Raw genomic sequence first — 26,562 nt, 5'->3', positions numbered from 1 at the left:
CCGATGACCGTCCTCGGATATGTGGCTAACGGCCTGATATTCAGTAGCATCATCGTCCTCGGGAGCATCGGGCTCTCGCTCGTGTACAGCATCGCGGACTTCGCCAACTTCGCGCACGGAGACACGATGACCGTCGGCGCGTACTCGGCGCTCGTGACGTTCGGGGCCGTCGGCGGGCTCGGCGGCGCGGTGCTGGGGCTCCCGTACGGGTTCTTTCTCGCGCTCGTCGTCGGGATCGCGGTCGCCGCGGCGGTGGCAGTGCTCACGGAGAAGTTCATCTACGAGTCGCTCGACGTCAGTTCGATCGGGCTGCTGATCACGTCGATCGGTATCGCGTTCATCTACCGCGCGGTCATCCAGATCCGATTCGGCGCCGACTTCACGCGGTTCGGCGTCGAGCCGCTTCGGCCGATCGGGTGGCTGGTCCCGTACGGGATCCGCGTGACGCTCCACGACGTCGCGATCGTCGCGTCGGCGGCGGTTCTCGTCGTCGGCCTCCACGTCCTGTTGCAGTACACCGATCTCGGACGGAAGATGCGCGCGATGGCCGACAACCCAGACCTCGCGCGGGTGAGCGGCATCCGCACGAGGCGCGTGAAGCTGTGGACGTGGGTCATCGGCGCCGGACTCGCCGGTGCCGGCGGCGTGTTCCTCGGGCTGTTCAACCAGCTCTCGCCGCGGATGGGCTTTAACCTCCTCCTCGTGATCTTCGCTGCGGTGATCCTCGGCGGCATCGGCTCCGTCTACGGTGCGATGGCGGGCGGCTTCCTCATCGGGATGATCAATCAGTTGACGCCGCTTCTCTCCCGTCTGGGCGAGGTGCTGCCGCTCGTTCCCGATGGATTCGGGATCCCGATAGGTATCGAGTACGCGAACGCGATCGCGTTCGTGATCATGGTCGCCGTGCTGCTCGTCCGGCCGAACGGCATCGCCGGGGAGGCGGCGACATGAGCTTCCTCACCGATCCGCGGGGTGCGCTGGCGGACCTGAGTCGCCCCGAAGCGTGGGTACTCGGTGTCAGCGTCGCGTTCATCGCGCTCCTCGTCGCCGCGCTGCTGGTCGGCGCGCTCGGCGCGACGTACTTCATGTTCCTCGTCGGACTGGCGGGGATGTACGCGCTGTTGTCGTTCGGACTCAACTCCCAGTGGGGGTTCACCGGGCTGATCAACTTCAGCGTGGCCGCGTTCTTCGGCGTCGGCGCGTACGGCGCGGCGCTGATGACCGCCGACAGCTCGCCGATCGCGGGGGGATTCAACCCGATCGTCGGGCTCGTCGTCGCCCTCGTGGTCGCGTTCGTGCTGGCGCTTCTGATCGGGATCCCCACCCTACGACTGCGCGCCGACTACCTCGCGATCGCCTCGCTGGGCCTCGCGGAGGTCATTCGACTGATCGTGCTCAACGAGCGGTGGCTGACGAACGGGAGCGCCGGGCTGCGCGGGATCCCCAGCTTCTTCGAGGGCTGGCCGGTGCTGTCGACGTTGCCGCAGACGATGCCGGGGCTCAGACTGGAGATCATCCCCGGTTCGCCGATCTTCCTCGAAGCGCCGTTCTGGCGGGCGTCGCTGAACGTCCTGCTGGTGCTCGGGTTCGTGGGCGGCACCTACGTCGTCCTGCGACGCGCACACCAGTCGCCGTGGGGGCGCGTGCTCCGGACGATCCGCTCCGACGAGGATCTGGCGCGAGCGCTCGGAAAGAACACCTACTCGTTCAAGATGCAGTCGTTCGTCCTCGGGAGCCTGATCATGGCGCTGGCGGGCGTGTTCTACACGCATCTCAACCTGTACGTGGGTCCCGGTGACCTCGACCCGATCACGACGTTTTACGTGTGGGTCGCGGTGATTCTCGGCGGTAGCGGCTCCAACCGGGGCGCGCTGTTCGGCGGAATCGTGATCGTCACGATCCGCGAGGGGACGCGGTTCCTGAACGACTTCGCGGTCCCGATCGATCCGGCGCCGCTCCGACTGCTGCTGATCGGCGTCCTGATCGTGGTCGTGATGCGGTACCGACCGCAGGGGATCCTCCCGCCGCAGCGGGAACTCATCTGGCCGAGCGCGGTCGGTGATTCGGGGGCCGCTCAGCGGCCCGCGCGCGGCGTCCGCGAACAGAAGACTAGCGACGACCGCGGAGGACGCGGCGACGAGACCAGCGACGACCGCGGAGGACGCGGCGACGACGCCGAGGCGAAGCCCGAGACGGAATCGAACAGAGGCGGCGACCGCGACGGAACCGAACCGAACGGAGGCGACGATAGATGAGTGACTCACCGAACGCGACGGCAGACGAGACAGTGCCGAACGAATCGAACGCGGCTGGGAACCGACCGGTCGGCGCCGAGAACCGACAGATCGGCGCCGTCACCGGTAAGGACGACGTCGTTCTCCGCGTCGACGACCTCCAGAAGTCGTTCGGCGGCCTCACCGCGACGGACCACGCGACCTTCGAGGTGGAACGCGGAACGATCACGGGGCTCATCGGACCCAACGGCGCCGGGAAGTCGACGCTGTTCAACCTGATCTCCGGGTTCTACGAGCCCGACGGCGGCACCGTCACGGTGAACGGTACCGACGTGACCGGCATGGAGCCGTACGAGGTCGCCGAACACGGCCTCGTTCGGACGTTCCAGACTCCGCGGAAGCTGGAGGGGATGACCGTTCGAGAGGCGATGCTCGTCGGCCCGCGGAACCAGCCCGGCGAGTCGTTCCTGACGCTGTTCACCTCGCCGTCGACGGTGGGGGAGAGCGAATCGGCGAACCTCGCCGACGCCGAGCAGATACTGGAGGAGTTCGAGATCGATCACCTCGCCACCCAACCCGCGACGGATATTTCCGGCGGACAGATGAAACTCGTCGAACTGGCGCGCGCGATGCTCGCCGAACCCGAGGTGCTGCTTCTCGACGAGCCGGTGGCGGGGGTGAACCCGACGCTCGCGAAGAAGCTGAAGACGCAGATCAGACGCCTGAACGAACGGGGCACGACGTTCGTGCTTATCGAACACGACATGGAGTTCGTGATGGATCTGGCCGACCCGATAGTCGTCCTGGATCAGGGGAGCGTTCTCACGGAGGGCACGCCCGACGGGGTCCGCAGCGACGACCGCGTTATCAAGGCGTATCTCGGGGGTGGCACATGAGCGGCGACCCCGCGGCACGGCCCGGCGAAGGCGAGGCGATCGACGGAGCCGACCCGGACGTGGCCGCGTCCCCTGACACCGCGGCGACCGGTCCCACCGCACCCACCGACGCCGGCGACGCCGACGACGCGGTCCTCGCGCTCACGGGCGTCGACAGCGGCTACGGCGAGGTGCAGGTGCTCGACGACCTCACGCTCCACCTCGACCCGGGCGAGATCGTCTGTCTCGTCGGGCCGAACGGCGCCGGGAAGTCGACCGTCCTCAAGACCGCGTTCGGCATGCTGACGCCGTGGACCGGCTCCGTCGAGTACTACGGTCGCGATATCGGCGGTATGGCACCGGAGGATATCGTTCGAGAGGGAATCGGATACGTCCCCCAGACGGACAACGTGTTCGGCTCACTCACGATAGAGGAGAACCTTCGGATGGGCGGGGTCGCTCGCGAGGGCAGCCTCGACGACGTGATCGAGACGCTGTACGATCGGTTCCCGATCATCGACGAGAAGCGCAGCGCGAAGGCCCGGACGCTCTCCGGCGGCCAGCGGCAGGTGCTCGCGTTCGCCCGAGCGCTCGTGATGGAGCCCGACGTGCTCCTCATCGACGAGCCGTCGGCGGGACTCGCGCCCAACACCGCCGACGACGTGTTCGCGGACGTGCAGGAGGTCAACGACATGGACACCGCGATCCTGATGGTCGAGCAGAACGTGACGAAGGGGCTCGGCATCTCCGACCGCGGCTACGTCCTCGACCAGGGGACCGTCCGGTTCGAGGGCACTCCCGAGGCGCTGTTGAACGACGACGAAGTCTCGCAGCTGTACCTCGGCGGGTAGGGGGATCCAGCCTCGGCGCAGGACCGGCGCCCGACGTCGGCTGCGCTCTCGCCTCAGGTCGCTCGCTTCTCCAATTCGCCTTTGAGTCCGGTGGCGTCGAACTCGTGGTCCGGACGGATCGCGACGAAATCGAGGAAGTGGCGCGCGCCCAACAGCTCGTCCGTCGAATAGCTCGTGAGCGCGGCACACACCGTTTCTGCGGGGCCGATGAGGGGCTCAAGCGCCGCGAGCGCGCTCGCGAGATCGTACGAGCGTGCGGCCTCGCGGCCGTCCTCGCTCACGCTCGTCGCGTCGATGACGTAGAGGTCGCCGTCGCGGACGAGGACGTTCTCGGCGCGGAGATCGCCGTGGGCGAGCCCGGCGTCGTGGACCGTCCGGAGCGTCGAGAACAGCGCGGGGGCAAGCGCCTCGACGTCCTCGCGGGGGAGGTCGTCGAGCGTCCGGAACTCGGGGAGGTACTCCAACACGACGACGCCGAGGCCGCCCACCTCCAGCGCCTCGATCGGCTCCGGAGCGTTGACGCCGAGTTCGCGGACCTTTCGAGTCGCCTCCAGCTCGTGGCGGGCCATCTCGTAGGGCGTCTCGTACCGCTCGAAAAAGCCCTCCGTCCCGGCCGAGAAGGCGCCGAGGTTCCGCCCGGTGGTGAACAGCGTGTGGACGAGCGTGTTCTGCCGAGTGATCACCTTCACGAAGAGGTCGTCGTCGATCACCATCGGCGTCGACAGCCAGTTGTCGGCGTCGAGAAACCGCACTCGCATCGTCTCCCGGTCGTAGCGGTCCGCCAGCTCGCGGACGACCCGTTCGATGTCGGACCAGTCCACGCGGCCGCGGACGAGCTGACGGAGTTCCATGTACCGGTCGAACGCGGCGATGACTCATAAGTGATATCCTCGCGAAACGGAACGGTGTCGACCGGTCGGCCGACTGCGCTCCTCGCGCGGAACCCTCACGGTCGTTCGCATCGTTTATGCTCGCGGGTCGCAATTCTTGCCCATGGACTTCGAGCTGCCCGCCGAACACCGGATGATACGCGACACGGTCCGGGAGTTCTGTGAAGAGGAGATCCGGCCCATCGCACAGGAGATCGAGGACGACCACCGCTTCCCCGACGAGGTGTTCGCGGAGCTGAACGACCTCGACGTGATGGGCGTCCCGCTCTCGGAGGAGTACGGCGGGCTCGGCGGCGATCAGCTCATGTACGCCCTCGTCACCGAGGAGCTGGGTCGGGTCTCCGGCGGTATCGGGCTCTCGTACGCCGCACACACCTCGCTCGGGGCGAAGCCGATAGAGCTGTTCGGTACTCCCGAACAGAAGGAGGAGTGGCTCCGCCCGCTCGCGGCGGGCGGAGAGATCGGCGCGTGGGCGCTCACCGAACCGAGCAGCGGTTCGGACGCCTCCAACATGGACACCACCGCCGAGTACGACGCCGACGCCGGTGAGTACGTGCTGAACGGCACGAAGCAGTTCATCACGAACGCCAACGTCGCCAATAGCGTGCTGGTGAAGGCCGTCACCGACTCGGAAGCGGGCTACGGCGGCATCTCGACGTTCATCGTCGACCCGGACGCGGACGACGGGTTCGAGGTAACCACCGTCTGGGACAAGATGGGACTCAACTGCTCGCCGACCTGCGAGATTGCGCTTGACGACGTGCGGATCCCTGAAACCCGGCTGCTCGGTCAGGAGGGCGACGGGTGGACGCAGACGATGAAGACCCTAGACGGCGGCCGGATCTCGATCGCCGCGCTCTCGGTCGGACTGGCGCAGGGCGCGTACGAGGCCGCGAAGGAGTACGCCGGCGAGCGCGAGCAGTTCGGCAAGCCGATCGCGAAGTTCGACGCGATCCGCGACAAGGTCGTCCACATGCACCGACAGACGGAGCGAGCCCGGCTGCTCACTCATAAGGCGGCCACGACGTACGACGCCGGTGAGTCCGTCACTCGCGAGTCCGCGCTCGCGAAGCTCGACGCCAGCGAAGCGGCCCGCGAGGTCGCCGAGGAGGCGGTCCAGACGCTCGGTGGCTACGGATACACCACCGACTTCGCGCCGCAGCGCTTCTACCGCGACGCGAAACTGATGGAGATCGGCGAGGGAACGAGCGAGATCCAGCACGTCGTGCTCGGGCGCGAACTGGGGTTATAGCTCTCGACGCCAGCAACGGGCGTCAGTCGATAGCTCGCGTCAGAACTCCACGAGGTCGTCGTCCACGCGGCGAAGGCTCTCGGCCAGCCGGGAGCCGTCGGGAACGGCGTTCAAAAAGGACGGAGAGCCGAACGGCGCGTCACCGTTCACGGAGACCATCCCGAGGTCGCGGGGGTGGGCGTCGAGCCCGGTCAGAAACGCCACGGTCCGGACCGCGGGCACGTCGTCGACGCGCGCCGCCGACTCGACGGAGCCGTACAGCGAGCGGTGGGTCGCGACGTGGTACACGCACGTCGGCGTGGGCGCGAAACACAGCAGGAAGCGTGCGCCGGGCTCCGTCCGCCCCAGCTTCGGTCGAAGCGCGTGGGCCGAATCGGCGTGGAAGTACCGCTCCATCCGCCGGTACTGGCGGAGGATCTCGTTCGCGCCGGTCGCGCCGCGGACGGCCGCGTCGCCCTTGAGTTCGATGACGTGATCGACGCGATGGCGCGCTCGGAGCCGGACGTAGACGTCGACGATACCCCGCCGTCCCTCGGCGTCGTACGGCTCTTCGAGCCGAATCTCCGGGTCGTCGTGGACGGCCGCGTAGTGGTCGACGACGCGCGTCGCCAGCTCGTCTTCCCGCATATGGCGGAACACGGGCGGGGTCGCGAATAAAGTCGCCGACCGCCGGCTGCTCCGCGCTCGTTACGGCCGGTCGTCGGTCACGTCCGTCTCGTCGACCGTGTCCGTCTCGTCGGCGAGTCGTTTCGCCGCGAGCGCCGCGCCGCCGACGCCGACCGCACCGGCGGCGACGCCGAGTCCGGGGACGCTGTCGTCCGTGGTGCTCTCGACACCTCCGTCGTCGCCGTCGGCCGTGTCGCCGTCGTCTGTGCCGTCGTTACCGCTTCTGTCGTCGCCACCGTCCGTCTCGTCGGTCTCGAGGTCGTCGCGCGAGAGGTCCCCGATCGTGACGTACGGGAGCACCGCGGGCGACTCCTCGTCGTACGCGGCGAGCGTCTCGGCTCTGTCGATCCCCTCCGGCGTGATCATGTCCATCACCCGCGGGTCCCAGTCGCCGTCGTTGCCGCCGCCGATGACGTGCTCGTCGGCCTCGGCCTCGATCGTGCGGAGTCCCCCGTCGCCGAACCCGTCGAACGGGCAGACCACGGCGGCGAACGCGACGCCTCGCTCCGCGTTCCAGCCGATCGCCCGCCGCGGCACGCTGACCGTGATCGTGTCGCCGTCCCCGTCGACTTCGACGTCGCGCGACACCGCGTCGCCATTCGCGTCCTCGATACCGGATCCCGTCTCGGGGTTGACGTTGACGCGGTAGTTGTACGGCGCCTCGAAGGCGACGTTGGTGCCGGTGCGGCCGGCCGTCGTCTCGGGGTCGTCCGTCGCCGGGTCGTTGACGTAGATCTGCGGGAGCTGGTGGCTGAATCCGGGGTCGAATCCCCACGGGTTCTGTAAGGGCTCGGCGAAGTGATACTCGAACCGGACCCGGTCCCGCGACTGGTGAACGGTGAGTCCGTCGAGGTCCCACGCCCCCTCGTAGTAGTCGTCGGACAGGGGCGTCTCGTAGGTCCCCGGCCCGGGCGCCTCGCCGGTCGGCGCGTCGAAGGCCGCGACCTCCGCGTACGGGGTGACGAGCGGGACGTACCCGATCTCGGCGGGCCCGTCCGCGTCGTACGCGAGCGCCTCGTCGCGGTCGACGGTGGCGTCGACGAGCAGGTCGATCACGTTCGGGTTCGCGTCGTCGTCGCGGCCGCCGCCGAACGCGTGAGCGCCCGCCTCGGCGTCGACCGGAGTGGCGTTCCCGGGGCGGTCGGGCGCGTAGCCGAGCAGAAGAGGGGCGACCGAGGCACCTTCGAGGTCGATCGGGAACGCTCCCTTCGGAACCTCCGCGATGATCGCGTCGGTCACCTCGTTGACTCGCACGGTGCCCTCGGTGACGACCGAGCCGTCGGCGTCCTCGACGCGGGCACCGTTCTCGCCGTCGACGACGAGTCGATGGGTGTGCGGCTCCGCGAGAGCGGCGTTGACGCCGGGGCGGGGCTCCGTCGAACTCGGGCCGCCAGCGTCGGAGTCTTCGCCGTCACCACCGTCCTCGCGCATGTACACCTGCAGGTGTTGCACGGAGAACCCCTCGGGGAGGTCCCACGGGTTCTCGAGGTCGCCGTCGATCCGCGCGCGGAACTGCACGTCGGTCGGCGTCTCGTGGATCGAGAACGCCGAGAGGTCGAACGCCCCGTCGGCGTAGGCGTCGTCGGTCGGGTACACGTACCCGCCGGGGCCGTGGTCGGTGTTGCTGTCGGCGTCGAACTCGGCGACCGGCGACCCGATCTCGAGGAGGTCGGGCGCCTCCAGCACGGCGACCGTGTCGACCTCGACCGCGCGAGCGTTCGACGGCGTCTCGAAGCTCACGTCGTCGCCCGAGATCAGGTCGGTGCCGCCGACGCCCGGACGGAGGTACACCTCCGCGGTACCGGGGTCGACGTTGATCGCGACGACCACGCGCTCCGGTCCCGCGACGTCGTCGAGGGCCGAGGCGTCGCGGCCGAACACGAGGAGGTCGCCGGAGACGGCGTTGTGCCACGCGCCGGAGAGTGCCGCTCGCGGCTTGAGCGCGTCGAGCTCGTGGTACGCGTCGATAAGCTCGCGGTAGAACGCCAGGTGCTCGGCGTCGTACGCCTCCCAGTTCATGAACGCCCGCTGTCTGCCGCCGGGGTTCACGTCGCCCTCGTCGCGCGGGTCGTCCTCGCCGCGGTGTCGCCCCTCGCCGAACGCGGAGATCGCGCGCTCCTGCCCGTAGTACACGTGCGGCACGCCCGGCAGCGTCACGCCGGCGGCCCAGGTCGCGCGCTGCGCCTTCCGGGGGTCGCCGCGCGTGCCGTCGAGCGCTTGGTTGAGCGTGCGCTCCTCGTCGTGGTTCTCGATCGCGTTGAGGATCAGCGAGTAGTCCGGGAACCCCTGTTCAGCCCGCGCGCGGACCGAGTCGAACAGCTCGTCGGGGGACGTGTCCCCGTTCGCGACGCCGTGGGCGGGCACGGTGAATCCCTCCGTGTCGAAGTGCATGTCGAACTCGCTCTCGGAGAACGCCGGGTCGTTCGGGATGGCCTCGTCGAGGAGCAGGAACTCGCTGTCGTTCGCTCGACACACCTCGCGGACGTCCTTCCAGAAGCTGTGCGGAACGCCCCACGCGATGTCACACCGGAAGCCGTCGACGCCGACGACGCCGGACCAGAAGTCGGCGACGGCGAGCATGTACTCGCGGAGCGCGACGTTGTCGAAGTTGAAGTTCGGATGGAGCTGCAGGTTCCAGAAGCCGGTGACGAACGGCTCCGGCTCCAGCGTCCGTCCGTCCCACGTCCGCTCGGCCTCGATCCGGTCGAACCAGTCGAAGTGCTTCGAGTCGCGGTCCCACGCCTCGACGATCGGCCAGTACTCCGGCTCGTCGGTCCGGCTCGCGATCGTGTCTTGGAACTCCCGCATCGACCGCCCGCCGTGGTTGACGACGAGGTCGAGACAGACGCGGATGTCGCGCTCGTGGCACGCGTCGACGAACGCCTCGTACGCCTCCAGCGGCTCTGTCCCGTCGGGAGCGAGATCTTCGGCGACGCCGAAGTAGTCGGTGATGTCGTACCCGTGCGGGCCGCCGCCGGGGAACGTTCGCTCCGCGCTCACCGCCGGATGGATCGGCGTGAGCCAGACGACGTCGATCCCGAGCTCGTCGAGGTAGTCGACGCCTCGGGCCGCTCGCGCGTTGGTCGAGCGTTCGCTGTCGTCGCCACCGTCGCCCTCGACGGTCCCGTCGATCAGCGTGTCGAACGTCGTCGCACCGCGCTCTCCGGCCCACGATCGGGTGAATATCTGATACATGACGCCTTCTTCGATCCACTCCGGCGCGCGGTTCGGTAGGGAGACCTCGCCGTCCGGATGGAGTTCGATCACGTCGGCGACCGATCGGCGTCGGCCGTCGTGGACGACCGCGTGCACGCGGGCCGACTCGCCGCCGAGCACCGCGTCGTCGACGGTCGCCGTCGTCCCGTCCACGTTGACGTCGGCCGCGTCGAGGGCGTCGCGGTCGTCGACGAGCACGTGGAGCCGAAGGTCGTCCGCCGAGACCGCGGCGTCGGGCGCCGGCCGCGCGTCGGCGTCGATCTCGAAGCGCCCGTGCTCGTGTGTCCCGTCGAGTTCGAGCCGCGGCGGCCCGGCCGACCCGTCCTCGTCGTCGGGGAGCGCCTCGATCGTGAGTCGGTGCGTGCCGTCGGGAGCGTCGAGTTGGAGCGCGTAGGTCCCGGGGACGTCGGCCTCGAACTCCGCGACGTTCTCCCGGCCCTCGTCGTAGCGCGGACGGTCCTCGAACAGCGAGGAGGCGTACGTCAGGGCGACGTCGCTGTCGGCGGGCGCGTCGACGACCCGCCACGCGAAGTCGTCCGCGGCGTAGTTCTCGGGGTCCGCGTCGGGTTCCGGGACTCCGGGCGCGAGGTTGTCGCGGTCGCCGATGTACTCGGGGCCGACCCACGCGGTGTTCCAGAGCCGTTCGCCGACGGAGACGAACAGCGGCTGTCCGGGGTGGTACGAGCCCGTTCCCGTCGGCGTTCGGTCAGTCGTCTGCCGTCGCGGGTCGGGCTCCCCATCGGTCGTCGCGCCCGCCTCGCCTGCCCCGCCGGCTGCACCGAGTACACCGAGCCCGGCGAGTCCCCCGAGAACCGTTCGCCGGCGGACCGTTCGCTTGCCAGCGTACGCGTTGCGGTCTCCCCCGGGTCGGTCCGTGCCGTCTTGCGGATCGTCATGTGCGTCGTACATGTGTGAGATCCCCTGTCATTGGGTGGTATCGATCCGTTCGGCGGACACTGTATAAATCTTCGTGAAATTCTACATCACACATGTTCGCGGTGGCGACGAGGAACGACATCAGCGAAAGCAACAGCGTCTCGAAACGGGACCAAAATAGGTGGCGGGATGGTTTCTTTCTGGATCATTTATCATACAGATCCGACGGACTCCGGCGAGATTATTCTCATATATATCCATTCGTCAAGGGGTTTGTAAGTGTAGAGCCCCTACGAGATATTGATGTCTCAAAGACTGTCCAGACGGCGGTACATCGTCGGAGCCGGAGCCGCAGTTGCGCTCGGCGCGCTCGCTGGCTGCGCTGACGACGACGGTGGGAGTGGCGACGACGGCATGGACGACGGCGGCAATGGCGGCGACGACGGCGGCAATGGCGGCGACGACGGCGGCAACGGCGGCAGTACCCCCGGGGCCCCTTCCGACGACGTGCCGGAGGAGATCGACGACTACCTCGCGGACGCCGACGGGTACGACGGAACGATCGCGGACTACACGGGAGCGGACGAGGTCGTCGTCGACGTCGGCGCCGGCGACATCGGCTTCGCGTTCGAGCCGGCCGCGATCCGGATCGACGCCGGAACGACCGTTCGCTGGGAGTGGACCGGCGAGGGCGGCGCCCACAACGTCGAGTCCGCCGAGGGCTCCGCGTCCGACTTCAGCAGCGGAGAACCGGTCGACGACCCCGACGAGACGTTCGAGCAGTCCTTCGACGACGCCGGGATCCAGCTGTACCTCTGTACTCCCCACGAAGCGAACGGGATGCTCGGCGCGATCGAAGTCGTCGAGTAATCGCCGAATACCGTCCGCACACGAGCGGATCCTAACAGTTTCACCAGACCGGTAACACTCGTGTCAGCCGGTGCCGTTCGTGTTCGCGCGGGTACAAGTAGCTGTGACGCGTCCGTTCGGGCATGTCGAACTCACTCGGTACGCCCGGGCTCCACCACGTGACGGCCATCGCGAGCGACCCGAGCGCCAACCACGCGTTTTACACCGAAACGCTCGGACTCCGCATGGTCAAGCGCAGCGTCAATCAAGACGACGTCGGCGTCTACCACCTCTTCTACGCCGACGACCAAGGCACGCCCGGTACGAGCGTGACCTTCTTCCCGTACGTGGGGGCGCGACCCGGCCGCGTCGGTGACGGGCAGGCGTCGACCGTCTCGTTCACCGTCCCCGCCGGCTCACTCGACTACTGGACCGATCGGCTGACGGACCGCGGGCTCGACGTCGAGACGTTCGAGCGGTTCGGCGACGCGGTCGTCGCCTTCGCGGACCCCGATGGACTCCCGCTCGAACTCGTCGCGCGCGAGGACGCACCCGCCGGTGACCCGCCCGCGGGACCGGTGCCGGAGGCGCACGCGATCCGCGGTTTCTTCGCCGTCGAACTGTCGCTGTCCGAGCCGGGCTCCACGGTCGATCTGCTGCGGGAGATGGGGTACGAGCAGACGGCGTCCGACGAGGCTAACCACCGGAGCCGGTTCGAGACCGACGGCGACGTCGGCTTCGTCGTCGACGTCGTGTCCGACCCCGCGACGCCCCAGGGGACGCCCGGTGCGGGCACCGTCCACCACGTCGCCTATCGCGTTACGGACGCGGAACAGGAGTCGTGGCGCGAGCTCCTTCAATCGCGCGGGCTTCGCCCGAGCCAAGTGATCGACCGGAAATGGTTCCGCTCGGTGTACGCGCGGACCCCCGGCGGCGTGCTCTTCGAGTTCGCTACGGCGGAACCCGGCTACGACGTCGACGAGCCGCAGTCGTCGCTCGGCGAGTCGCTCGTGCTCCCGGAGTGGCTCGAAGGGCGTCGTGAGGAGATCGAAGCGGGCCTCCCCGAGTTGGAGACGGCGACCCCAGCGGCCGAGTAGCGGCCGGATTCAGCGCGGGAGCGAGTGGTCCGCTATCAGCGGAGACACGACCAACGCACGTCGACGAGCTGATCGCGCGCGCCGCTGACGGTCGGGCGGGCGAGGTGGTCGTTGGCGTTCACTCCTCGGTCCGCGAGGTCGACGAGCGCCTCCTCGAGTGACCGGTCCGAGCGTTCGACCGCAGCGTCGCGAACGTACGGGACATCCCGCGGATTCTCGCGGTCGTTCGCCGTCTCGATCCGATCCGTGAGTTCGCTCCCGAAGGCGTACGGCGGCTGATGGAACTCCCACCCGTTCACCGTAAGCAGAAGCCACGTGTCGCCGTGGACCGAGTGGTACTCGCCGACCACGCTCGTCGGATCGTTCGCGACGATCCGAGAGAGGACCGCCGTCTTCGTTCGGTACAGCGCGTCCTTTCGCGCTGACTGTACGTTACTCTCCGTGACGTCGCCGCGATCGTACGCGGCGGTCGCCTCGTCGGCGAGCCGCTTTGCGACCTTGTTGACGACGTACAGCGATTCGAGCAGGTCTTCCGTCGGTTCGAGCGGATCCACGGGTCAGTCCGTCAGGGTCTCTGACTGCCCCGAACTCGGCCGGTCACGGCCATAGGCGTTTCGACGCCGGGGCTCCGGTCGGCCCTCGACACCGCTGGGGAGACCCCCTTCAGATGGTTAGTTCTTTAAGCACGCGAACGAAGGTACACTCAGCAATGGCGTCCGACTCCGTCAAACTGTACGGCGCGATCTACGTCGCGCTTCTCGGACTGGCGGCCTCGAAGTTCATCTTCTTCGAGTTCGACCAGTTCTTTACCTACGAGCAGGCGTTCGCCGGAACGATGATCGCCGCAGCGATCAAGTCCGCCCTGATCGTCGGCTACTACCAGCACCTCCGGTGGGAGAACCGTTCGCTTACCTACGTGATGGCGCTCGCGCTCGGACTCGCGATGCTCCTGATGGCGGCCGCGACGTACTCCATTTCGTAGTCTGCTCTGATCGTTTCACCCGCCTCTCGCCCGCCTCCCGCTCGCCTCTCGCTCGCCTCCCGCTCGCCTCTCGTTCTCCGCTGCCCTCACCGCGACGATTCTGCTGTGTTTTTTTGTAGTCTCGGGTAAACGTACAGCCATGGAACTCCGAGCCGCAGCCGCCGACGATATCGATGCGATCCGATCGGTCGCACACGAGTCGCTGATCGCCTCCTACGGGCACGCCGTCGACGAGGCGCTGCTCGAGGCGGCGGTCGACGAGTGGTACGATCCCGCCGATCTCGCCGCGGATATCGACGACGCGGAGACCGTGTGTCCCGTCGCCGTCGTCGACGGGACAGTCGTCGGCTTCGCCGAGAGCTACATCGTCGGTCGGCGCGAACGCGTCGGCGAGATCGACTGGCTTCACGTGCATCCGGACCACCGCGGGTCGGGGATCGGCTCCGCGCTGCTGGCACACGTCGAGGCGGAGCTTCGCTCCGCGGACGTCGACCGCATCGAAGCGCGCGTGCTCGTCGCCAACGAGGCCGGTACCGCGTTCTACGAGGCGGAGGGGTACGAGCTGATCGGCGAGCGCACGGTCGACATCGGCGACGAGACGTTCGATGAGCTCGCGTACCGAAAGCAGATCAGTCGACTGACCGGCATCTCCGACGGAACCGTCGAAACCGAGACCGGCGAGACCGTCTACGTCGCCTTCGACGAGGTCGAGCGGGGGTCGCGGGCGCCCTTCTACGTCGCGTACAGCGACCCCGACCGCGAACGGCGCTACGGCTACTTCTGTGGGAACTGCGAGGGGACCAACATCGCTATCGACACGATGGACCGGATGGAGTGCGGCGACTGCGGAAACCGACGGAAGCCGTCGCGGTGGGACGCCGCGTACTAGAAAGAGGCGACCGGACCGACCAACGCAATCGACTTACAGCGTCTCTTTAATACCGATCACGCGCTCTTCCGCCTCGCGTCCCGGATCCCACTCGCTTCCGTCTCGGTCCGATTCGCGGTGTTCGGCCACCGTTTTCCCCATCGCCTCCTCGACGGGCGTGGACTCCCATCCAAGGTCGGCGAGCGCACAGGTGTCGAGCAGGTGCGGATACTCGCGGTACAGCACGAAGTCGTCCGGAGACAGGTCACCAGCCGCGAGCGCGTCGTCGGAAGCGGTCACGACCGTGCAGTCGGTGTCGACGGCGTGCGCGATCGTCTCGACGGTCTCAGCCAGCGTCAGCGCCCGGCGGTCTCCAACGTTGTACGCCGCCCCGGGCTCGCCGCGCTCCGCGACGATCCGGAGCGCGCTTGCGACGTCCTCGACGTACGCCCGTTGCCAGAGGTTCTGCCCGTCGCCCGGAACGACGACCCGATCGTGTGAGAGCACGCGGTCGATCCAGTAGTCGAGCCGTTCCGTGTAGTCGTGCGGGCCGTAGACGATACAGGGGCGGACCGCCATCGCGTTGACTCCGTCCTCGGCAGCAGCAAAGACCGCGCGATCGCCCTCGGCTTTGCGGTTCCCGTAGGTCTCCGCGGAGTCGTCAGTCGCCTGCGCTGGCGTGCAGGGACACAGCGGCGTCTCGCCCTCGCGTTTCGGGATCGCTTCGGCACTGTAACTGGAGCCCGACGAGATGTAGACGTAGCCGTCGACGTCCGCGAACACCTCGGTCGCCGTCTCCACGTCGATCGGCTGGTAGGCCACGCAGTCGATAACGATATCGGGATCGACCGAGAGCTTCGCCGTTCGGAGGGTCTGTCTGTCCTTACGGTCGCCCTCGATGCGGGTCACCCGGTCGTCGTCGGCGAAGGGATTCTCGTGGTTCCCCCGGTTCACCATCGCGACCTCGTAGTCGTTCGCGAGCAGTTCTGTGACAGTGTGGCGGCCGATAAATCTCGTGCCGCCAATAACGAGCGCCGTGTGGGTCATATCGGTCATCGGTACACCACAGCCAAAAGCGTGACCGAAGCGGCACGGCGCGCCCCGCGGCGGGCGCGGCAGTTCGACGCGTTCCGCGTCAGGCGAGACGGTTCGGCCGTCGACGCTCAGTTCTCTCCGCGCGGCCCGTCGCCGCGCCACCGTTCGTGGAGGTAGTACGCGATAAGAAACGGGACCACCCAGACGGCGACACCGACGAGGCCGTATCCGATTCCCGTGAGGAGGTCTACGGATCCGATGCCGAGCATACAGTTAGTCCGCGGCTCAAACAAATAAGCGCTCCGAGCGAGGGGGCAGTTACTCAATCCCGGAGGTCGTACGACGAGCCATGACCGACCGCAGTCGACGGCGACCGTGGCTCGCAGCCGTGCTCGCGCTCGTGATATCCGGGCTCGGCCACGCGTATCTGCGGCGCTGGGCGCGTGCCCTTGGCTGGTACGTTCTGATCACCGCAACTGTCGTCCTCCTCGTTCCTGACGCGGCGGTCGACAGCCTGTTTGCCGGCGATCGTCCGCCACTCATCGACCTCGCACCGGTGCTCCTCGTCGTCGCAGCCAGCGTTATCGACGCGTACGTCCTCGCGCTCCGGAATAATCGTGCATACGAGCGCGAGACGGCCGATCACAACGCACCGGAGGGGGCCGCGGCGGTCGACGTCGCCGCACAAAAGAAAACGGCCGAGAGAGAAGCGGGGGCGAACACGCTATCGAGCGCGGCTACACAGGAGACAGCGCCCGACGCGAAGAACACGGCTGACGCCGCCACCTGCCCGGAGTGCGGTCGCGATGTCGACTCGGAACTCGACTTCTGTCAGTGGTGTGCGGCGCCGCTCGACGAGTGAGTGGTGTGCGGCGCCGCTCGACGAGTGAGTGGTGTGCGGCGCCGCTCGACGAGTGAGTGGTGTGCGGCGCCGCTCGACGAGTGAGCGGTGTGCGGCGCCGCTCGACGAGGAAACACCCACCCACGGCTGATCGATTAGGGAAAAAACACCGACCGCCGTCCTTCCTCAGAAGAGGTAGAACAGCGGGAAGATGAACACCCAGACGATGTCGACGAAGTGCCAATAGAGGCCGAAGTACTCGATCGGCCGCTCGTCGTCTAAGTAGTGACCCTGGTACGCCCGGTAGAACAGGAACCCGGCGATCAGCAGTCCACCGACGACGTGGATTCCGTGCAGTCCGGTCGTCACGTAGTAGATCGACGCCTGGATCGGGTCGCCGTACGCGTTCTGTGACAGCGTCACGCCGACATCGTAGATCTCGTGGTGCCACTCCCACATCTTGATCCCGAGGAAGGTCAGGCCGAGCAGGATCGTCGCACCGAGCGACGCGAGCACACCCTGACGGCTATTCCGGTGAGCAGCCACGAGCGCGAGAATCACCGTGAACGAGGAGGTGAGCAGCACGAACGTGTTAATGAGCCCGGGCAGCGAGTCCGCGAGGGGCTGCCACGACATCCAGCCGGCGTTGTATCGGATGAACACGGCCGCCGAGATGAACGCTCCGAAGACGATCACGTCGGACGCGAGGAAGAACCACATCCCCAGCTTCACCTTCTCGATGCCCTCGAAGGGCCACCGCTCGGCGAACTCGCTCGGCGGGGCGTAGAAGTCTTCGAGCCCCCACTTCACACCGGTCCAGACCAATCCGAGGAGCCCAAGCACGGCGAGCACCGGGTACACCGGGTTCGCGACCGTGACGGTCGTCGCCGCAAGCGTCTCACCGATGGAGAACTCCATCGAGTCGTTGAACCCGGACAGCCCGAGCAGCATCAGGCCGGTCGCGAGCGAAAGGGCGAACGGCCAGATGCTCGCGTGGCTCGGGTGTTTGTCCCAGTACGGGTAGCTGCGGATGTGGTCGGAGTGGCTGTCACCGCCGTCGGTGACGGCGTCACCGTTCTCGTCGGTCTTGACTGCCGGGCCGCCGTCCGGCACGTAGTCTTTCACGAACTCGAGTTTCCCGGACGCGTACGAGGGGCGGTTCGGCCAGTTCTCAAGCGGCGGTGGGGAGGAAGTCGCCCACTCCGCCGTCCGCGAGTAATCCCACGGGTTGTCGCCGGCATCCGGCCCTGAGACGTACGACTTGGCGAAGTTGTAGAACATGATGAAAAACGAGAACCCGAGGATGAACGCCCCGATAGTCCCCGCCTGGTGCATGCCTTGGAACGCGGGGTTGTACTCGAACACCCGGCGCGGGGTCTCCCACGCGAGGAACATCGAGAAGTACACCAGATTGAAGCTGATGAAGAAGATCACGAAGTGAACCTTCCCGAGGAACTCGTCGTACATCTTCCCCGTCATCTTCGGGAACCAGTAGTACGCCCCGCCGAACAACGCGGTCGCGCCCCCGAACATGACGTAGTGGAAGTGAGCGACAACCCAGTACGTGCCACGGAACTCGTAATCGAGAACGATCGCGCCGAGGAACACGCCGGTGATGCCGCCGAGGATGAACAGTAGCAACGCGCCGAACGCGAAGAGGAACGGCGTCGTGAACTGGATCCGGCCCTTGATCAGGGTGTAGATAAGCGCGAAGACGACGAGGTCGAACGGAAGCGAGATGCCGATGGTAGTCGCCATCATCAGCGTCTTGATCTCCAGGTTGATCGTCGTCAGGAACATGTGGTGCATCCACACGAGGAACGACTGAACCGCGATCAGACAGATAGAGATAATCACCCACTTCCGACCGACCAGTCGCCGTCCGGAGAACGTCTGGAACAGCTCGAGCATGACCCCGAGCGCGGGGAAGAACACGATGTACACCTCCGGGTGGCCGAAGAACCAGAAGAGGTGTCCCCATAGCAGCGAGCCGCCCTCGGTCGCCGAGAAGTAGACGCTCCCGAGAACGCGGTCAGACGCGAGTATGAGTCCGACGGCGAGCAGCGCCGCGAACGCGAACAGCATCATCCACACCGTCGCGAGCATGGACCAGGTGAACATCGGCATGTCCATGATTCCCATCCCTTCGGCGCGGGAGTGATGGATGGACGTGAGGAAGTTCACCGTCGACGCGGTGACGCCGACGACGAACATGAACAGCGCCAGTACCGCACCGGTCGACCCGATACTCGGCGTGTACATCGGGACGTTGAGCGGCGCGTACATCGTCCAGCCGGCGTCGAGCGTGCCGCCCTGGAAGAAGCTGATCCCGAGCAACACGCCGGAGAACAGGTACATCCAGTACGAGAGCGCGTTCAGCCGCGGGAACGCGAGGTCGTCAGCTCCGATCTGAAGCGGGACGAAGTAGTTCGCGAAGCCGAAGGCGAACGGTGAGAGGAACCAGAACACCATTATCAGCCCGTGTGCGGTGACGGCTTCGTTGTACGCCAGCCCGGAGAGCACGTGGCTCGTCGGGTCCCACAGTTGCAGGCGAATCAGCAGTGCCAGCACACCGCCGAACAGCAGGAAGAACAACGCGGTAATCGTGTACAGAATACCGATGTCCTTGTGGTTCGTCGTGACGAGCCACCGTTTGACCGAGGTCGTCGGCGGGAGTTCGCTCATGCGGTGACACCTCCGATAGCGGTCGCGTCGAGACTGGCGGCACCGCCATCGACGCTGGCGGCGTCGTCACCCTCGGTGTTCTCGTACCACTCCTCCCACTCGTCCTGCGGGATGACCGTGATCTGTCCCTTCATCGCCGAGTGGCCGGATCCACAGAGTTCGAAACACTCCACGAGGAACGTCGCTTCGCCCCCCTGTGCTTCGACTTCCTCGGAGCTCACGGAGAACCAGTTGGTAGATGTCTCTCCGGGGATCGCATCGGATTTTATCCGTAACTCTGAGGATCCGAAGTTATGCCATACGTCTCGTGAAGTCACCTGAATGTCGATGCGCTGGTCAGCGGGTACGATCAGCTCGCCAGTTTCGGAGTGGCCGTTCGGATACTCGTAGTCCCAGCCGTACTGGTATCCCTCGACGAGAATTTCGATGTCGCCTTCGTCGCCGGTATCCGGACCGTCCTCAACGTAGAGGAGGAGCCCGTACGCGTACACGACGAGACTAATGACGACGATCGCGCTCAACCCGAACGAGAGGAAGAGCTTCTTCGCTTTTGGACCGCCCTGTCCCGTCGGGAGCTCGCCGACCGTCGGCGCGTCGAAGCTCTCTTTGGGTTCGCTGCCGTCGTCGCGGTACTTGTACACGTTCCACAGCATGTACGCGACGACGATGGTTCCGACGAGCGTACCCAGCGCGAGAAAGACGAAGAAAATCTCGTCGAAGACCTCCGCCTGCGCGCGCCAGCCGCTCCCTTGTTGCAGGATAAGTGAATCTATCATGTTCGTCACTCTGCTCTTGTATCCTCCTTAGCGAAGGCGCACTTAGCTCTTGTGTAGCGGGTCGAAAAAGCAACCCACGGCGTGTCCGAACTGAGGGCGTCACAGGCGATACGATATCGAACCGTACATGCGTATTTCGAGGGCTACATCGCGGGATTTGAGTCCATGGCGGAGGATATCGTGAGTATTTCGGGCGCGCGTGCGGTAGCGAGCCCCGGACGCGCTTGGAAGGTTGGACCTGGGTGCGCTTGGAAGGTTGGACCTAGGCGCGCCTGGAAGGAATGTATCGGACGCGTATACGAAGGCTATTTGTGCACGCGAACGGACCGGCTAATAACGAACCCATCATGGTCTCACTCACGCTCTTGAGCACGGCACTAATGGGGCTGCTCGTCGTGGCCACCTTCGTCGCTGTCGCACAGATCGGCGGAAAGCGCGTTGCACCCGGTCAGGAGGGGTCGGCGGACGCGTACACCGCAGTCACCGCGTCCCTACGTGATATCTCGCAAAAACCCGTCGTCTGGGCCGTCGGATTCATCGTCATCGCGCTCGGCGTCACCGGCGTGGCTGTCCTGGCGGTCGGAGATTTCGGCCTCCCGGAAGGGCTCTCTGGAACGCTGCTCACCGTTGCGTACGCCGCAGTTGCCCTGCTGTTGACGAGCTTCGTCTTTCTCGGCGCCTATCTCGCCGCCCGCGGGCGCGGCCTCGGTAACGCCCACGGAGTTGCAGCCGGATCCTTCGCGGCCGGACTCTTGTTCCTCGTCCTCATCGCGGTGCAGCTGCTCGTCGGCGTCATCGGGTAGCGCGAAAACGGTCTGATCGAACGCTCTCCACGTCAGTCGACCGCGACGCCGTTCCGAGCCAGGTAGTCGCTCGCGGCCTTGATTTCGACCGGACTCCCGATGATGCGATAGTACCCGTCACTCTCGACGACCGTCACCGTGAACCGGTCGTGAATCCGATCGTGGAGACTATCGAGCACGTGACACGGGAGAACGATCTGTGTGCTGTCACGGAGCCTCGACGGGTCAGGCATACGACGTACATTCGATCACGCGACCCGGAATTTAATGATGTCGAAGTGCCAACAGGGCGTCCGCGCTGGGACGTGTCGGTGGTGGTACCGGGAGCGGCGGCGAGTCTCCGGGGAGCGGCGGCGAGTCTCCAGGGAGCGGCGGCGAGTCTTCGGGGACCGCGTTGGCGACTGCCCGGGAGCGTATCGCTCAACCAGGCTCTCCAGCGTCGAGATCGAGCGATCGACGGTCAGAGTCGCGGTCGGTTCGAAGGAACACCTTTAACGAGCCGAACGGCCGACTGTACGCCAATGGGACTGGAGGAAGAGATAGACGACCTCCGCGAGGAGATCTCCAGCACGCCTTACAATAAGGCCACAGAGGCCCACATCGGGCGTCTGAAGGCGAAGCTCGCGGAAAAAAAGGAGAAACTGGAGAACCAGTCCTCCGCCGGCGGCGGCCACGGATACGCCGTGGAGAAACACGGCGACGCCACCGTCGCGCTCGTCGGGTTCCCGAGCGTCGGCAAGTCGACCCTCATCAACGCGCTCACGAACGCCGACAGCAAGGTCGGCTCCTACGAGTTCACCACGCTCGACGTCAACCCGGGAATGCTGAAGTACCGCGGCGCGAACATCCAGATCCTCGACGTGCCGGGGCTGATCGAGGGGGCCGCGGGCGGCCGCGGCGGCGGGAAGGAAGTGCTCTCGGTCGTGCGAACGGCGGATCTCGTCGTGTTCATGCTCTCCGTCTTCGAAATCGAGCAGTACGATCGGCTCCGCGAGGAGCTGTACAACACGAACATCCGACTCGACACCGATCCGCCGAACATCAACGTCCGGAAGACGCACAAAGACGGGATCGGGGTGACGATGAGCGACGACGTGAGCCTGGACGAGAACACCGTCAAGCAGGTGCTCCGCGAGTACGGCTACGTCAACGCCAAGGTGACGATCCCGCACGACCTCACGATCGACGAGCTGGTCGACGCCGTCATGGACAACCGGGTGTACCTCCCGTCGATGGTCACCGTCAACAAGGCGGACCTCATCGACAAGAGCTATCTCCCGACGGTCAAGGGGGAACTGCGCGAGCGCGGCCTCGACCCGGACGACGTCATCTTCATGTCCGCGGAGGAGGAGCTCGGCCTCGACGGGCTCAAAGAGCGGCTCTGGAAGGAGCTCGGCGTGATCCGTATCTACATGGACAAGCCGGGACGCGGCGTCGACTACGAGGAGCCGCTGATCCTCTTCGAGGGCGACACCGTCGGCGACGCGTGCACGAAGATCGGCGGCGAGTTCGAGGAGCGGTTCAAGTTCGCGCGCGTCTCGGGCCCGAGCGCGAAACACGACGATCAACAGGTCGGGAAGAGCCATGAATTGGCTGACGAGGACGTTCTTCGTATCGTCGCGCGAAAGTGAGTTTATAAGTTGTTGCCAGTAACCTCGCGGTGAACTCCTCCAAATCCCCAGCCGCTCGCTTATAACTCGTTGATACCGCGGTGAACACCGTCAAAGCCCCGCACCGCAACCACAGCCTCACGCCTCCCCAGCCTCGTCGGTGGTCCTCCGCTTCGCTCCGGACCACCGACTCCCTCGCACGGGCTCCTCGCGCCCTTCGGACGCTCGGAGGCGTGCGCCACTGCATCGTCTCTATGGCGGACCCTCTTCCTCGCGTCTCCCACGCCTCACCGAGTCCGACCGAAAGGCGCTTTTCGGCGCGGCGTGACCCTCGCGTATGATCACGGTCGCGCTCGCGGGCAAGCCGAACGCCGGCAAGTCCACCTTTTATACCGCCGCCACGATGGCCGACGTCGACGTCGCGAACTACCCGTTCACGACCATCGACGCGAACCGCGGAGTGACACACGTCCGGACCGAGTGCCCCTGTCTCGACCGCGACGAGCGCTGCGGGGCGGAGAACTGTCGAGGCGGCAAGCGCTACGTCCCCGTCGAACTCCTCGACGTGGCCGGGCTCGTCCCGGGCGCTCACGAGGGGAAGGGACTGGGAAATCAGTTCCTCGACGAACTGACGAACGCGGACGTGGTGTTGAACGTCGTCGACGCCTCGGGCGCGACGAACGCCGAGGGCGAACCGGTGGAGCGAGGGAGCCACGACCCCCTCGACGACGTGGACTTCATCGAGGAGGAGATGGACCTGTGGCTCACGGGGATCGTCGACCGCAACTGGGAGGGCGTCGAACGCCAGTCGCGCTCGCCCGACTTCGACTTGGAGGCCGCTGTCACCGACCTGCTGACGGGGTTCGGCGCGAGCGAACACGACGTGACCGCGGTCCTCCGCGAGCTGGAGTACCCGGACGACCCGCAGGCGTGGACCGACGCCGACCGCGAGGCGCTGGCGCGAGCGATCCGCCGACGGACCAAGCCGTTCGTCGTTGTCGCCAACAAGATCGACGCCGCACCGGAGGGAGCGCTCGATCGGATCCGCGAGGGGACGGACAAACCGGTGATTCCGGCGACCGCCGACGGCGAACTCGGCCTGCGTCGCGCGGCGGAAGCGGGCGTCGTCGACTACGACCCCGGCGACGCCGACTTCGAGATCCTCGGCGAGGTGTCGGACGGACAGCGCGCGGGCCTCGACGCGATCCGCGACGTGATGACGACACACGGCGGAACGGGGGTTCAAACCGCGCTGAACGCGGCGGTGTACGACCTCCTCGACCGGATCACGGTGTACCCGGTACAGGACGCCTCGAAGTGGACCGACGGCACCGGCAACGTGCTTCCGGACGCGTTTCTCCTCCCCGCGGGCTCGACGCCTCCCGATATGGCGTACGCGGTCCACACCGACATCGGCGACGGGTACCTCCACGCGGTCGACGCGCGGGCGTCGCGGCGCATCGGCGAGAGCCGCGAATTGAGCGAGGGCGACGTCGTCAAGATCGTCTCGACCGCGGGGCCGTGAGCCCTTCCGCCCGCGGTAGAGTCGATCGAACACCGACCGATAGGCACATGCGGGTCGCCTGAGACGAGCCGGTAGATGCTGGGGCTCGAACACGACTTCCGGATCGTCGACACCCGCGCGACGCTCGATCCCGACGAGTCCTCCGTCGCTACTCACGGCCGAGACATCTCCCCCGAGCGACTGGAGCGGGAGATGCTCCAAGCCGGTGTCGTCCGAGCGGTCGCGAGCCCCGGCCGGCGCGCCTCGGGACAGAGCTACCTCCGGGCGAACAACGCGGTCGCGCGCCTCTCTATCGACCGCCCGTTCGTCGCGTTCGCCCGGCTCAACGGCCCCCGCGATCCGGGAACGGGACCGGTCGCCGCGGTCCGCAACATCCGTGCCGAGCGCGACGACCACCACGCCCGACCGGACGACGTCGAGCAGTACTCCTACGACGACCGGTTCCACGGGTTCACGCTGGTCCCGCACGCGGACGGTCTCCCGAACGAAGACGTGCTCTCACGGTTGGAGGACGCCGATCTCCCCCTCATCGTTCACGCCGGCAGACGGTTCCCGCCGGAGGCGGTCGAGCGCGAGCTGCTCCAGTACGACCTCCCGGTCGTGCTCGCGAGCTTCGGCGGCTACCCGCTCGATGCCGACCTGATGAATCAGACGCTCGACCTGCTCGACGAGTACGACCGCCTGTACGTCGACACGAGCGCGGTGCGCTACCGCGAGGTGCTCGAACGCGGCGTGTTAGAACACCCCGATCGGGTCCTCTTCGGCTCCGGCGCGCCCGACGTGCACCCGAACGTCGGCGTGATGGAGGTGCTCACCCTCGACGTCTCCGAGGACCTGATGCGGCGCGTGTTCGCGAAGAACCCGGCGCGGCTGATTCCGGCGCTCGCCGAGGGCGCCGACGTCTGAACCGACGGCCACTTGCCTTGCCGCCGTCGAGACATCGGATATGAGCGACGTTGAGGCGCCGAACACGAGCGACGGCGAGACGGACACCGCAGCCGGTTCCGACGCCGACGACCCCCTCGTCGAAGTCGTGCACGCGGTCGGCCACGAGCACGTCACCGCCGAGCACGCGAGCACCGTTGAGATCACGACCGACGACTGGCTCACCCCCGCAGGCGACTGTATCGTCGGGACCGAGGCCGACCGCACGCCTCGCGACTTCGGCGCGGCCTTTCGCGAGGCGTGTCGAGACGCAAGCGCGACGATCACGGCGACGATCGCGGTGGGAGGCGCCGATGGAAGTGTCGATGGCGACGGGGCCGACGCCGAGCACACGGCGGAGATCGTCGGCCGCGGCGATCCCGACCTCACTCTCCTCGACGACCGCTCGATGGTCGGGCGGACGAGCGCGTACACCGACGACGAGCGGACGATCCTCGTCGACGGGGACGGCGCGGCCGCCGACCTCGATCGCGACCTCGTGGCCGCCCTCGCCGACGGCGCACCGATGACCCTGCGGCTGGAAGTCGATCCTGCGGAGTGAGCCGTCGGGAAGACGGTGGCCGCCAGCGCAACGAACGCCTCGCCGGACCGCTTATTAGGCGCCGCCCAAATCTGACCGCGTGGACGAACTCGTCGTGAGCACGAAGGTGTACGCCGACCCCGAGGAGGTGTACGCGTTTCTACTCGATTTCCCGCGGTACGCGCGCTACTCGGAGTACCTCCGCGAGGTGCGGACGCTGGAGGGTGAAGGCGGTCCCGGAACCCGGTACGCGCTGACGTTCGCGTGGTGGAAGATCACCTACACCGCTCACTCGCGGGTGACCGGGGTCGAGCCGCCGGAGCGGATCGACTGGGAGATCACGAAGGACATCGACGCCGGCGGGTGTTGGCGAGTGACGCCCGTCGAGACCGACGGCGGAGAAGAGGAGACTCCGACGTGTGAGGTCGCACTCGAAGTCGAGTTCGATCCGGGGTCGGCCAGCCCCGACGCGCTCAACATCCCGCGGCTCGTCTCCTTCGACTGGGTGGTAAAAAAGGCCGTCCCGCTCATCAGGAAGGAGGCCGAACGGGTCGTCGAACGCGCGGTCCGTGACTTGGAAGGATCGACGCGCGACGTCGACCTCGACGTGTACGTCGATTCCGAACGGATCTGAGCACGCGATCGTCGCTGTGAGTCGGTACCGCTATCGTCGCTGAGTCGAAGGCCTTAATATATCCAGCCGGGAACGATGGGATGCGTACGAGGGCTCGTAGATCAGTGGTAGATCATCCCCCTGGCACGGGGAAGGCCCGGGGTTCAAATCCCCGCGAGTCCACTTCTTCACTCACTTCGTTCGTCTCGTTCTCTCGCGTGGTCCCGTTCGTTGGGAGAATATTCGGCAAGAGGTGCTCCCAAGTCTCGCCACGGATGGCGTTGACGAGACGCATAGTGTCTCGTCCGCACACCGGAACGCGAAGCGTTCTGGAGATGGAGATAGGGATGACGACTGGTTGGCACAGCCAGCGGCTCGCCTGTTCGACCGTAGCGAGGGCAGTTTCGCCCCGCGAGAACAGGTCGTGAACCGCGAACCGTCATATCTTAATTCAGCGGTGCGGTGCCGGGGGATTCCCGCGTCTTCAGGCGCGAGAGGATGTCAATCTCAAATACACGGTAGAAACTCTGTACCGCGCGCTCGAGGGCGACCG

The 26,562-nt window shown here is 66.6% G+C and carries 25 protein-coding genes, 1 tRNA gene and 1 pseudogene; 18 read left to right on the top strand and 9 right to left on the bottom strand.

Annotation, left to right across the window (positions count from 1 at the left end):
• The first annotated feature begins 3 nt into the window (after nt 1-3).
• Genes ACNSN4_RS04590 through ACNSN4_RS04575 form a run of 4 tightly spaced genes read left to right on the top strand, consistent with a single transcriptional unit; the run spans nt 4 to nt 3,960 of the window.
• Nucleotides 4-951 carry a branched-chain amino acid ABC transporter permease gene (locus tag ACNSN4_RS04590; RefSeq protein WP_418284601.1) on the top strand — a complete coding sequence of 316 codons (948 nt, stop codon included), beginning with the start codon at nt 4-6 and terminating at the stop codon, nt 949-951.
• A complete protein-coding gene (locus ACNSN4_RS04585; RefSeq protein ID WP_418284600.1) occupies nt 948-2,255 on the top strand; it encodes a branched-chain amino acid ABC transporter permease in 1,308 nt (435 codons plus the stop codon). The genes ACNSN4_RS04590 and ACNSN4_RS04585 overlap by 4 nt, the downstream gene beginning before the upstream one ends.
• Nucleotides 2,252-3,130: an ABC transporter ATP-binding protein gene (locus ACNSN4_RS04580; RefSeq protein ID WP_418284599.1), complete on the top strand. Its 879-nt coding sequence runs from the start codon at nt 2,252-2,254 to the stop codon at nt 3,128-3,130. The genes ACNSN4_RS04585 and ACNSN4_RS04580 overlap by 4 nt, the downstream gene beginning before the upstream one ends.
• The gene (locus ACNSN4_RS04575; protein WP_418284598.1) at nt 3,127-3,960 is read left to right on the top strand and encodes an ABC transporter ATP-binding protein; all 834 of its coding nucleotides are present in this window, start codon (nt 3,127-3,129) and stop codon (nt 3,958-3,960) included. Before ACNSN4_RS04580 ends, ACNSN4_RS04575 begins: the two co-directional genes overlap by 4 nt.
• Nucleotides 3,961-4,013: 53 nt before the next feature.
• On the opposite strand, the gene ACNSN4_RS04570 is transcribed toward ACNSN4_RS04575, so the two are convergent.
• Nucleotides 4,014-4,811, bottom strand: a complete 798-nt coding sequence (locus ACNSN4_RS04570) for an RIO1 family regulatory kinase/ATPase domain-containing protein (RefSeq protein WP_418284597.1) — start codon at nt 4,809-4,811, stop codon at nt 4,014-4,016.
• 142 nt (nt 4,812-4,953) lie between these two features.
• Here ACNSN4_RS04570 and ACNSN4_RS04565 point away from each other — a divergent pair, with 142 nt between their 5' ends.
• Complete coding sequence (locus tag ACNSN4_RS04565; RefSeq protein WP_418284596.1) at nt 4,954-6,102, top strand: acyl-CoA dehydrogenase family protein; 1,149 nt, start codon at nt 4,954-4,956, stop codon at nt 6,100-6,102.
• 39 nt (nt 6,103-6,141) lie between these two features.
• Here ACNSN4_RS04565 and ACNSN4_RS04560 read toward each other — a convergent pair whose 3' ends face one another.
• Both ACNSN4_RS04560 and ACNSN4_RS04555 read right to left on the bottom strand, forming a co-directional pair.
• Complete coding sequence (locus ACNSN4_RS04560; RefSeq protein WP_418284595.1) at nt 6,142-6,729, bottom strand: hypothetical protein; 588 nt, start codon at nt 6,727-6,729, stop codon at nt 6,142-6,144.
• A 60-nt stretch (nt 6,730-6,789) separates the two neighbouring features.
• Nucleotides 6,790-10,893 (bottom strand): glucodextranase DOMON-like domain-containing protein, encoded by a 4,104-nt coding sequence (locus ACNSN4_RS04555; RefSeq protein WP_418284594.1) that lies wholly within the window; start codon nt 10,891-10,893, stop codon nt 6,790-6,792.
• Nucleotides 10,894-11,163: 270 nt separating this feature from the next.
• Here ACNSN4_RS04555 and ACNSN4_RS04550 point away from each other — a divergent pair, with 270 nt between their 5' ends.
• Together ACNSN4_RS04550 and ACNSN4_RS04545 are read left to right on the top strand one after the other, a co-directional pair.
• On the top strand, nt 11,164-11,730 hold the full coding sequence (locus ACNSN4_RS04550; RefSeq protein WP_418284593.1) for a halocyanin domain-containing protein: 567 nt from the start codon (nt 11,164-11,166) through the stop codon (nt 11,728-11,730).
• A 122-nt stretch (nt 11,731-11,852) separates the two neighbouring features.
• Nucleotides 11,853-12,806, top strand: a complete 954-nt coding sequence (locus ACNSN4_RS04545; protein ID WP_418284592.1) for a VOC family protein — start codon at nt 11,853-11,855, stop codon at nt 12,804-12,806.
• Between the two features lie 35 nt (nt 12,807-12,841).
• Here the strand turns inward: ACNSN4_RS04545 and ACNSN4_RS04540 are convergent, their stop codons facing one another.
• Nucleotides 12,842-13,360 carry a hypothetical protein gene (locus ACNSN4_RS04540; RefSeq protein ID WP_418284591.1) on the bottom strand — a complete coding sequence of 173 codons (519 nt, stop codon included), beginning with the start codon at nt 13,358-13,360 and terminating at the stop codon, nt 12,842-12,844.
• Between the two features lie 155 nt (nt 13,361-13,515).
• Here ACNSN4_RS04540 and ACNSN4_RS04535 point away from each other — a divergent pair, with 155 nt between their 5' ends.
• Both ACNSN4_RS04535 and ACNSN4_RS04530 read left to right on the top strand, forming a co-directional pair.
• Nucleotides 13,516-13,788 carry a cytochrome C oxidase subunit IV family protein gene (locus ACNSN4_RS04535; protein ID WP_418284590.1) on the top strand — a complete coding sequence of 91 codons (273 nt, stop codon included), beginning with the start codon at nt 13,516-13,518 and terminating at the stop codon, nt 13,786-13,788.
• Between the two features lie 139 nt (nt 13,789-13,927).
• A complete protein-coding gene (locus ACNSN4_RS04530) occupies nt 13,928-14,677 on the top strand; it encodes a GNAT family N-acetyltransferase (protein ID WP_418284589.1) in 750 nt (249 codons plus the stop codon).
• 33 nt (nt 14,678-14,710) lie between these two features.
• Here ACNSN4_RS04530 and ACNSN4_RS04525 read toward each other — a convergent pair whose 3' ends face one another.
• Nucleotides 14,711-15,703: an NAD-dependent epimerase/dehydratase family protein gene (locus ACNSN4_RS04525; protein ID WP_418284588.1), complete on the bottom strand. Its 993-nt coding sequence runs from the start codon at nt 15,701-15,703 to the stop codon at nt 14,711-14,713.
• 116 nt (nt 15,704-15,819) lie between these two features.
• Nucleotides 15,820-15,960, bottom strand: coding sequence for a hypothetical protein (locus ACNSN4_RS04520; protein ID WP_418284587.1), 141 nt, complete (start codon nt 15,958-15,960; stop codon nt 15,820-15,822).
• A gap of 80 nt (nt 15,961-16,040) precedes the next feature.
• Here ACNSN4_RS04520 and ACNSN4_RS04515 point away from each other — a divergent pair, with 80 nt between their 5' ends.
• Complete coding sequence (locus tag ACNSN4_RS04515; RefSeq protein ID WP_418284586.1) at nt 16,041-16,553, top strand: DUF7575 domain-containing protein; 513 nt, start codon at nt 16,041-16,043, stop codon at nt 16,551-16,553.
• A 165-nt stretch (nt 16,554-16,718) separates the two neighbouring features.
• Here ACNSN4_RS04515 and ACNSN4_RS04510 read toward each other — a convergent pair whose 3' ends face one another.
• Both ACNSN4_RS04510 and coxB read right to left on the bottom strand, forming a co-directional pair.
• On the bottom strand, nt 16,719-19,217 hold the full coding sequence (locus ACNSN4_RS04510) for a cbb3-type cytochrome c oxidase subunit I (protein WP_418284585.1): 2,499 nt from the start codon (nt 19,215-19,217) through the stop codon (nt 16,719-16,721).
• Nucleotides 19,214-19,993: a cytochrome c oxidase subunit II gene (gene coxB, locus ACNSN4_RS04505; protein WP_418284584.1), complete on the bottom strand. Its 780-nt coding sequence runs from the start codon at nt 19,991-19,993 to the stop codon at nt 19,214-19,216. Before coxB ends, ACNSN4_RS04510 begins: the two co-directional genes overlap by 4 nt.
• A 347-nt stretch (nt 19,994-20,340) precedes the next feature.
• On the opposite strand from coxB, the gene ACNSN4_RS04500 reads away from it, so the two are divergent.
• On the top strand, nt 20,341-20,796 hold the full coding sequence (locus ACNSN4_RS04500; RefSeq protein ID WP_418284583.1) for a hypothetical protein: 456 nt from the start codon (nt 20,341-20,343) through the stop codon (nt 20,794-20,796).
• 32 nt (nt 20,797-20,828) lie between these two features.
• On the opposite strand, the gene ACNSN4_RS04495 is transcribed toward ACNSN4_RS04500, so the two are convergent.
• Nucleotides 20,829-21,029: a VNG_1110C family protein gene (locus tag ACNSN4_RS04495; protein ID WP_418284582.1), complete on the bottom strand. Its 201-nt coding sequence runs from the start codon at nt 21,027-21,029 to the stop codon at nt 20,829-20,831.
• A 288-nt stretch (nt 21,030-21,317) separates the two neighbouring features.
• On the opposite strand from ACNSN4_RS04495, the gene ACNSN4_RS04490 reads away from it, so the two are divergent.
• The 7 genes and pseudogenes from ACNSN4_RS04490 to ACNSN4_RS04460 form a co-directional block, all read left to right on the top strand.
• Nucleotides 21,318-22,427: an OBG GTPase family GTP-binding protein gene (locus ACNSN4_RS04490; protein WP_418284581.1), complete on the top strand. Its 1,110-nt coding sequence runs from the start codon at nt 21,318-21,320 to the stop codon at nt 22,425-22,427.
• A gap of 316 nt (nt 22,428-22,743) precedes the next feature.
• On the top strand, nt 22,744-23,931 hold the full coding sequence (locus ACNSN4_RS04485) for a redox-regulated ATPase YchF (RefSeq protein WP_418284580.1): 1,188 nt from the start codon (nt 22,744-22,746) through the stop codon (nt 23,929-23,931).
• A 75-nt stretch (nt 23,932-24,006) separates the two neighbouring features.
• Nucleotides 24,007-24,837 (top strand): amidohydrolase family protein, encoded by an 831-nt coding sequence (locus ACNSN4_RS04480; protein ID WP_418284579.1) that lies wholly within the window; start codon nt 24,007-24,009, stop codon nt 24,835-24,837.
• A 40-nt stretch (nt 24,838-24,877) separates the two neighbouring features.
• Complete coding sequence (locus tag ACNSN4_RS04475; protein ID WP_418284578.1) at nt 24,878-25,417, top strand: DUF371 domain-containing protein; 540 nt, start codon at nt 24,878-24,880, stop codon at nt 25,415-25,417.
• Nucleotides 25,418-25,496: 79 nt separating this feature from the next.
• Complete coding sequence (locus ACNSN4_RS04470) at nt 25,497-26,030, top strand: type II toxin-antitoxin system RatA family toxin (RefSeq protein ID WP_418284577.1); 534 nt, start codon at nt 25,497-25,499, stop codon at nt 26,028-26,030.
• 90 nt (nt 26,031-26,120) lie between these two features.
• A tRNA-Ala gene (locus ACNSN4_RS04465) sits at nt 26,121-26,192 on the top strand.
• Nucleotides 26,193-26,244: 52 nt separating this feature from the next.
• Nucleotides 26,245-26,448, top strand: a pseudogene (locus tag ACNSN4_RS04460) (RNA-guided endonuclease InsQ/TnpB family protein); the annotation flags it as partial.
• Nucleotides 26,449-26,562: the final 114 nt, after the last annotated feature.

It is taken from the genome of Halorubrum marinum (assembly GCF_048381195.1).
Classification (GTDB): domain Archaea; phylum Halobacteriota; class Halobacteria; order Halobacteriales; family Haloferacaceae; genus Halorubrum.
The sequence above is the reverse complement of the archived record's forward strand: the minus strand, read 5'-3'. Positions and strand labels throughout refer to the sequence as shown.

Excerpts from the sequence above, each read along its gene's own strand:
- ACNSN4_RS04570 (WP_418284597.1), bottom strand. The coding sequence starts at position 4,811 with ATGGAACTCCGTCAGCTCGTCCGCGGCCGCGTGGACTGGTCCGACATC.
- ACNSN4_RS04485 (WP_418284580.1), top strand. The coding sequence starts at position 22,744 with ATGATCACGGTCGCGCTCGCGGGCAAGCCGAACGCCGGCAAGTCCACC.
- coxB (WP_418284584.1), bottom strand. The coding sequence starts at position 19,993 with ATGATAGATTCACTTATCCTGCAACAAGGGAGCGGCTGGCGCGCGCAG.
- ACNSN4_RS04530 (WP_418284589.1), top strand. The coding sequence starts at position 13,928 with ATGGAACTCCGAGCCGCAGCCGCCGACGATATCGATGCGATCCGATCG.
- ACNSN4_RS04590 (WP_418284601.1), top strand. The coding sequence starts at position 4 with ATGACCGTCCTCGGATATGTGGCTAACGGCCTGATATTCAGTAGCATC.
- ACNSN4_RS04575 (WP_418284598.1), top strand. The coding sequence starts at position 3,127 with ATGAGCGGCGACCCCGCGGCACGGCCCGGCGAAGGCGAGGCGATCGAC.
- ACNSN4_RS04525 (WP_418284588.1), bottom strand. The coding sequence starts at position 15,703 with ATGACCCACACGGCGCTCGTTATTGGCGGCACGAGATTTATCGGCCGC.
- ACNSN4_RS04555 (WP_418284594.1), bottom strand. The coding sequence starts at position 10,893 with ATGTACGACGCACATGACGATCCGCAAGACGGCACGGACCGACCCGGG.
- ACNSN4_RS04500 (WP_418284583.1), top strand. The coding sequence starts at position 20,341 with ATGGTCTCACTCACGCTCTTGAGCACGGCACTAATGGGGCTGCTCGTC.
- ACNSN4_RS04560 (WP_418284595.1), bottom strand. The coding sequence starts at position 6,729 with ATGCGGGAAGACGAGCTGGCGACGCGCGTCGTCGACCACTACGCGGCC.
- ACNSN4_RS04510 (WP_418284585.1), bottom strand. The coding sequence starts at position 19,217 with ATGAGCGAACTCCCGCCGACGACCTCGGTCAAACGGTGGCTCGTCACG.
- ACNSN4_RS04585 (WP_418284600.1), top strand. The coding sequence starts at position 948 with ATGAGCTTCCTCACCGATCCGCGGGGTGCGCTGGCGGACCTGAGTCGC.
- ACNSN4_RS04495 (WP_418284582.1), bottom strand. The coding sequence starts at position 21,029 with ATGCCTGACCCGTCGAGGCTCCGTGACAGCACACAGATCGTTCTCCCG.
- ACNSN4_RS04565 (WP_418284596.1), top strand. The coding sequence starts at position 4,954 with ATGGACTTCGAGCTGCCCGCCGAACACCGGATGATACGCGACACGGTC.
- ACNSN4_RS04475 (WP_418284578.1), top strand. The coding sequence starts at position 24,878 with ATGAGCGACGTTGAGGCGCCGAACACGAGCGACGGCGAGACGGACACC.
- ACNSN4_RS04550 (WP_418284593.1), top strand. The coding sequence starts at position 11,164 with ATGTCTCAAAGACTGTCCAGACGGCGGTACATCGTCGGAGCCGGAGCC.
- ACNSN4_RS04580 (WP_418284599.1), top strand. The coding sequence starts at position 2,252 with ATGAGTGACTCACCGAACGCGACGGCAGACGAGACAGTGCCGAACGAA.
- ACNSN4_RS04535 (WP_418284590.1), top strand. The coding sequence starts at position 13,516 with ATGGCGTCCGACTCCGTCAAACTGTACGGCGCGATCTACGTCGCGCTT.
- ACNSN4_RS04490 (WP_418284581.1), top strand. The coding sequence starts at position 21,318 with ATGGGACTGGAGGAAGAGATAGACGACCTCCGCGAGGAGATCTCCAGC.
- ACNSN4_RS04520 (WP_418284587.1), bottom strand. The coding sequence starts at position 15,960 with ATGCTCGGCATCGGATCCGTAGACCTCCTCACGGGAATCGGATACGGC.
- ACNSN4_RS04480 (WP_418284579.1), top strand. The coding sequence starts at position 24,007 with ATGCTGGGGCTCGAACACGACTTCCGGATCGTCGACACCCGCGCGACG.
- ACNSN4_RS04515 (WP_418284586.1), top strand. The coding sequence starts at position 16,041 with ATGACCGACCGCAGTCGACGGCGACCGTGGCTCGCAGCCGTGCTCGCG.
- ACNSN4_RS04545 (WP_418284592.1), top strand. The coding sequence starts at position 11,853 with ATGTCGAACTCACTCGGTACGCCCGGGCTCCACCACGTGACGGCCATC.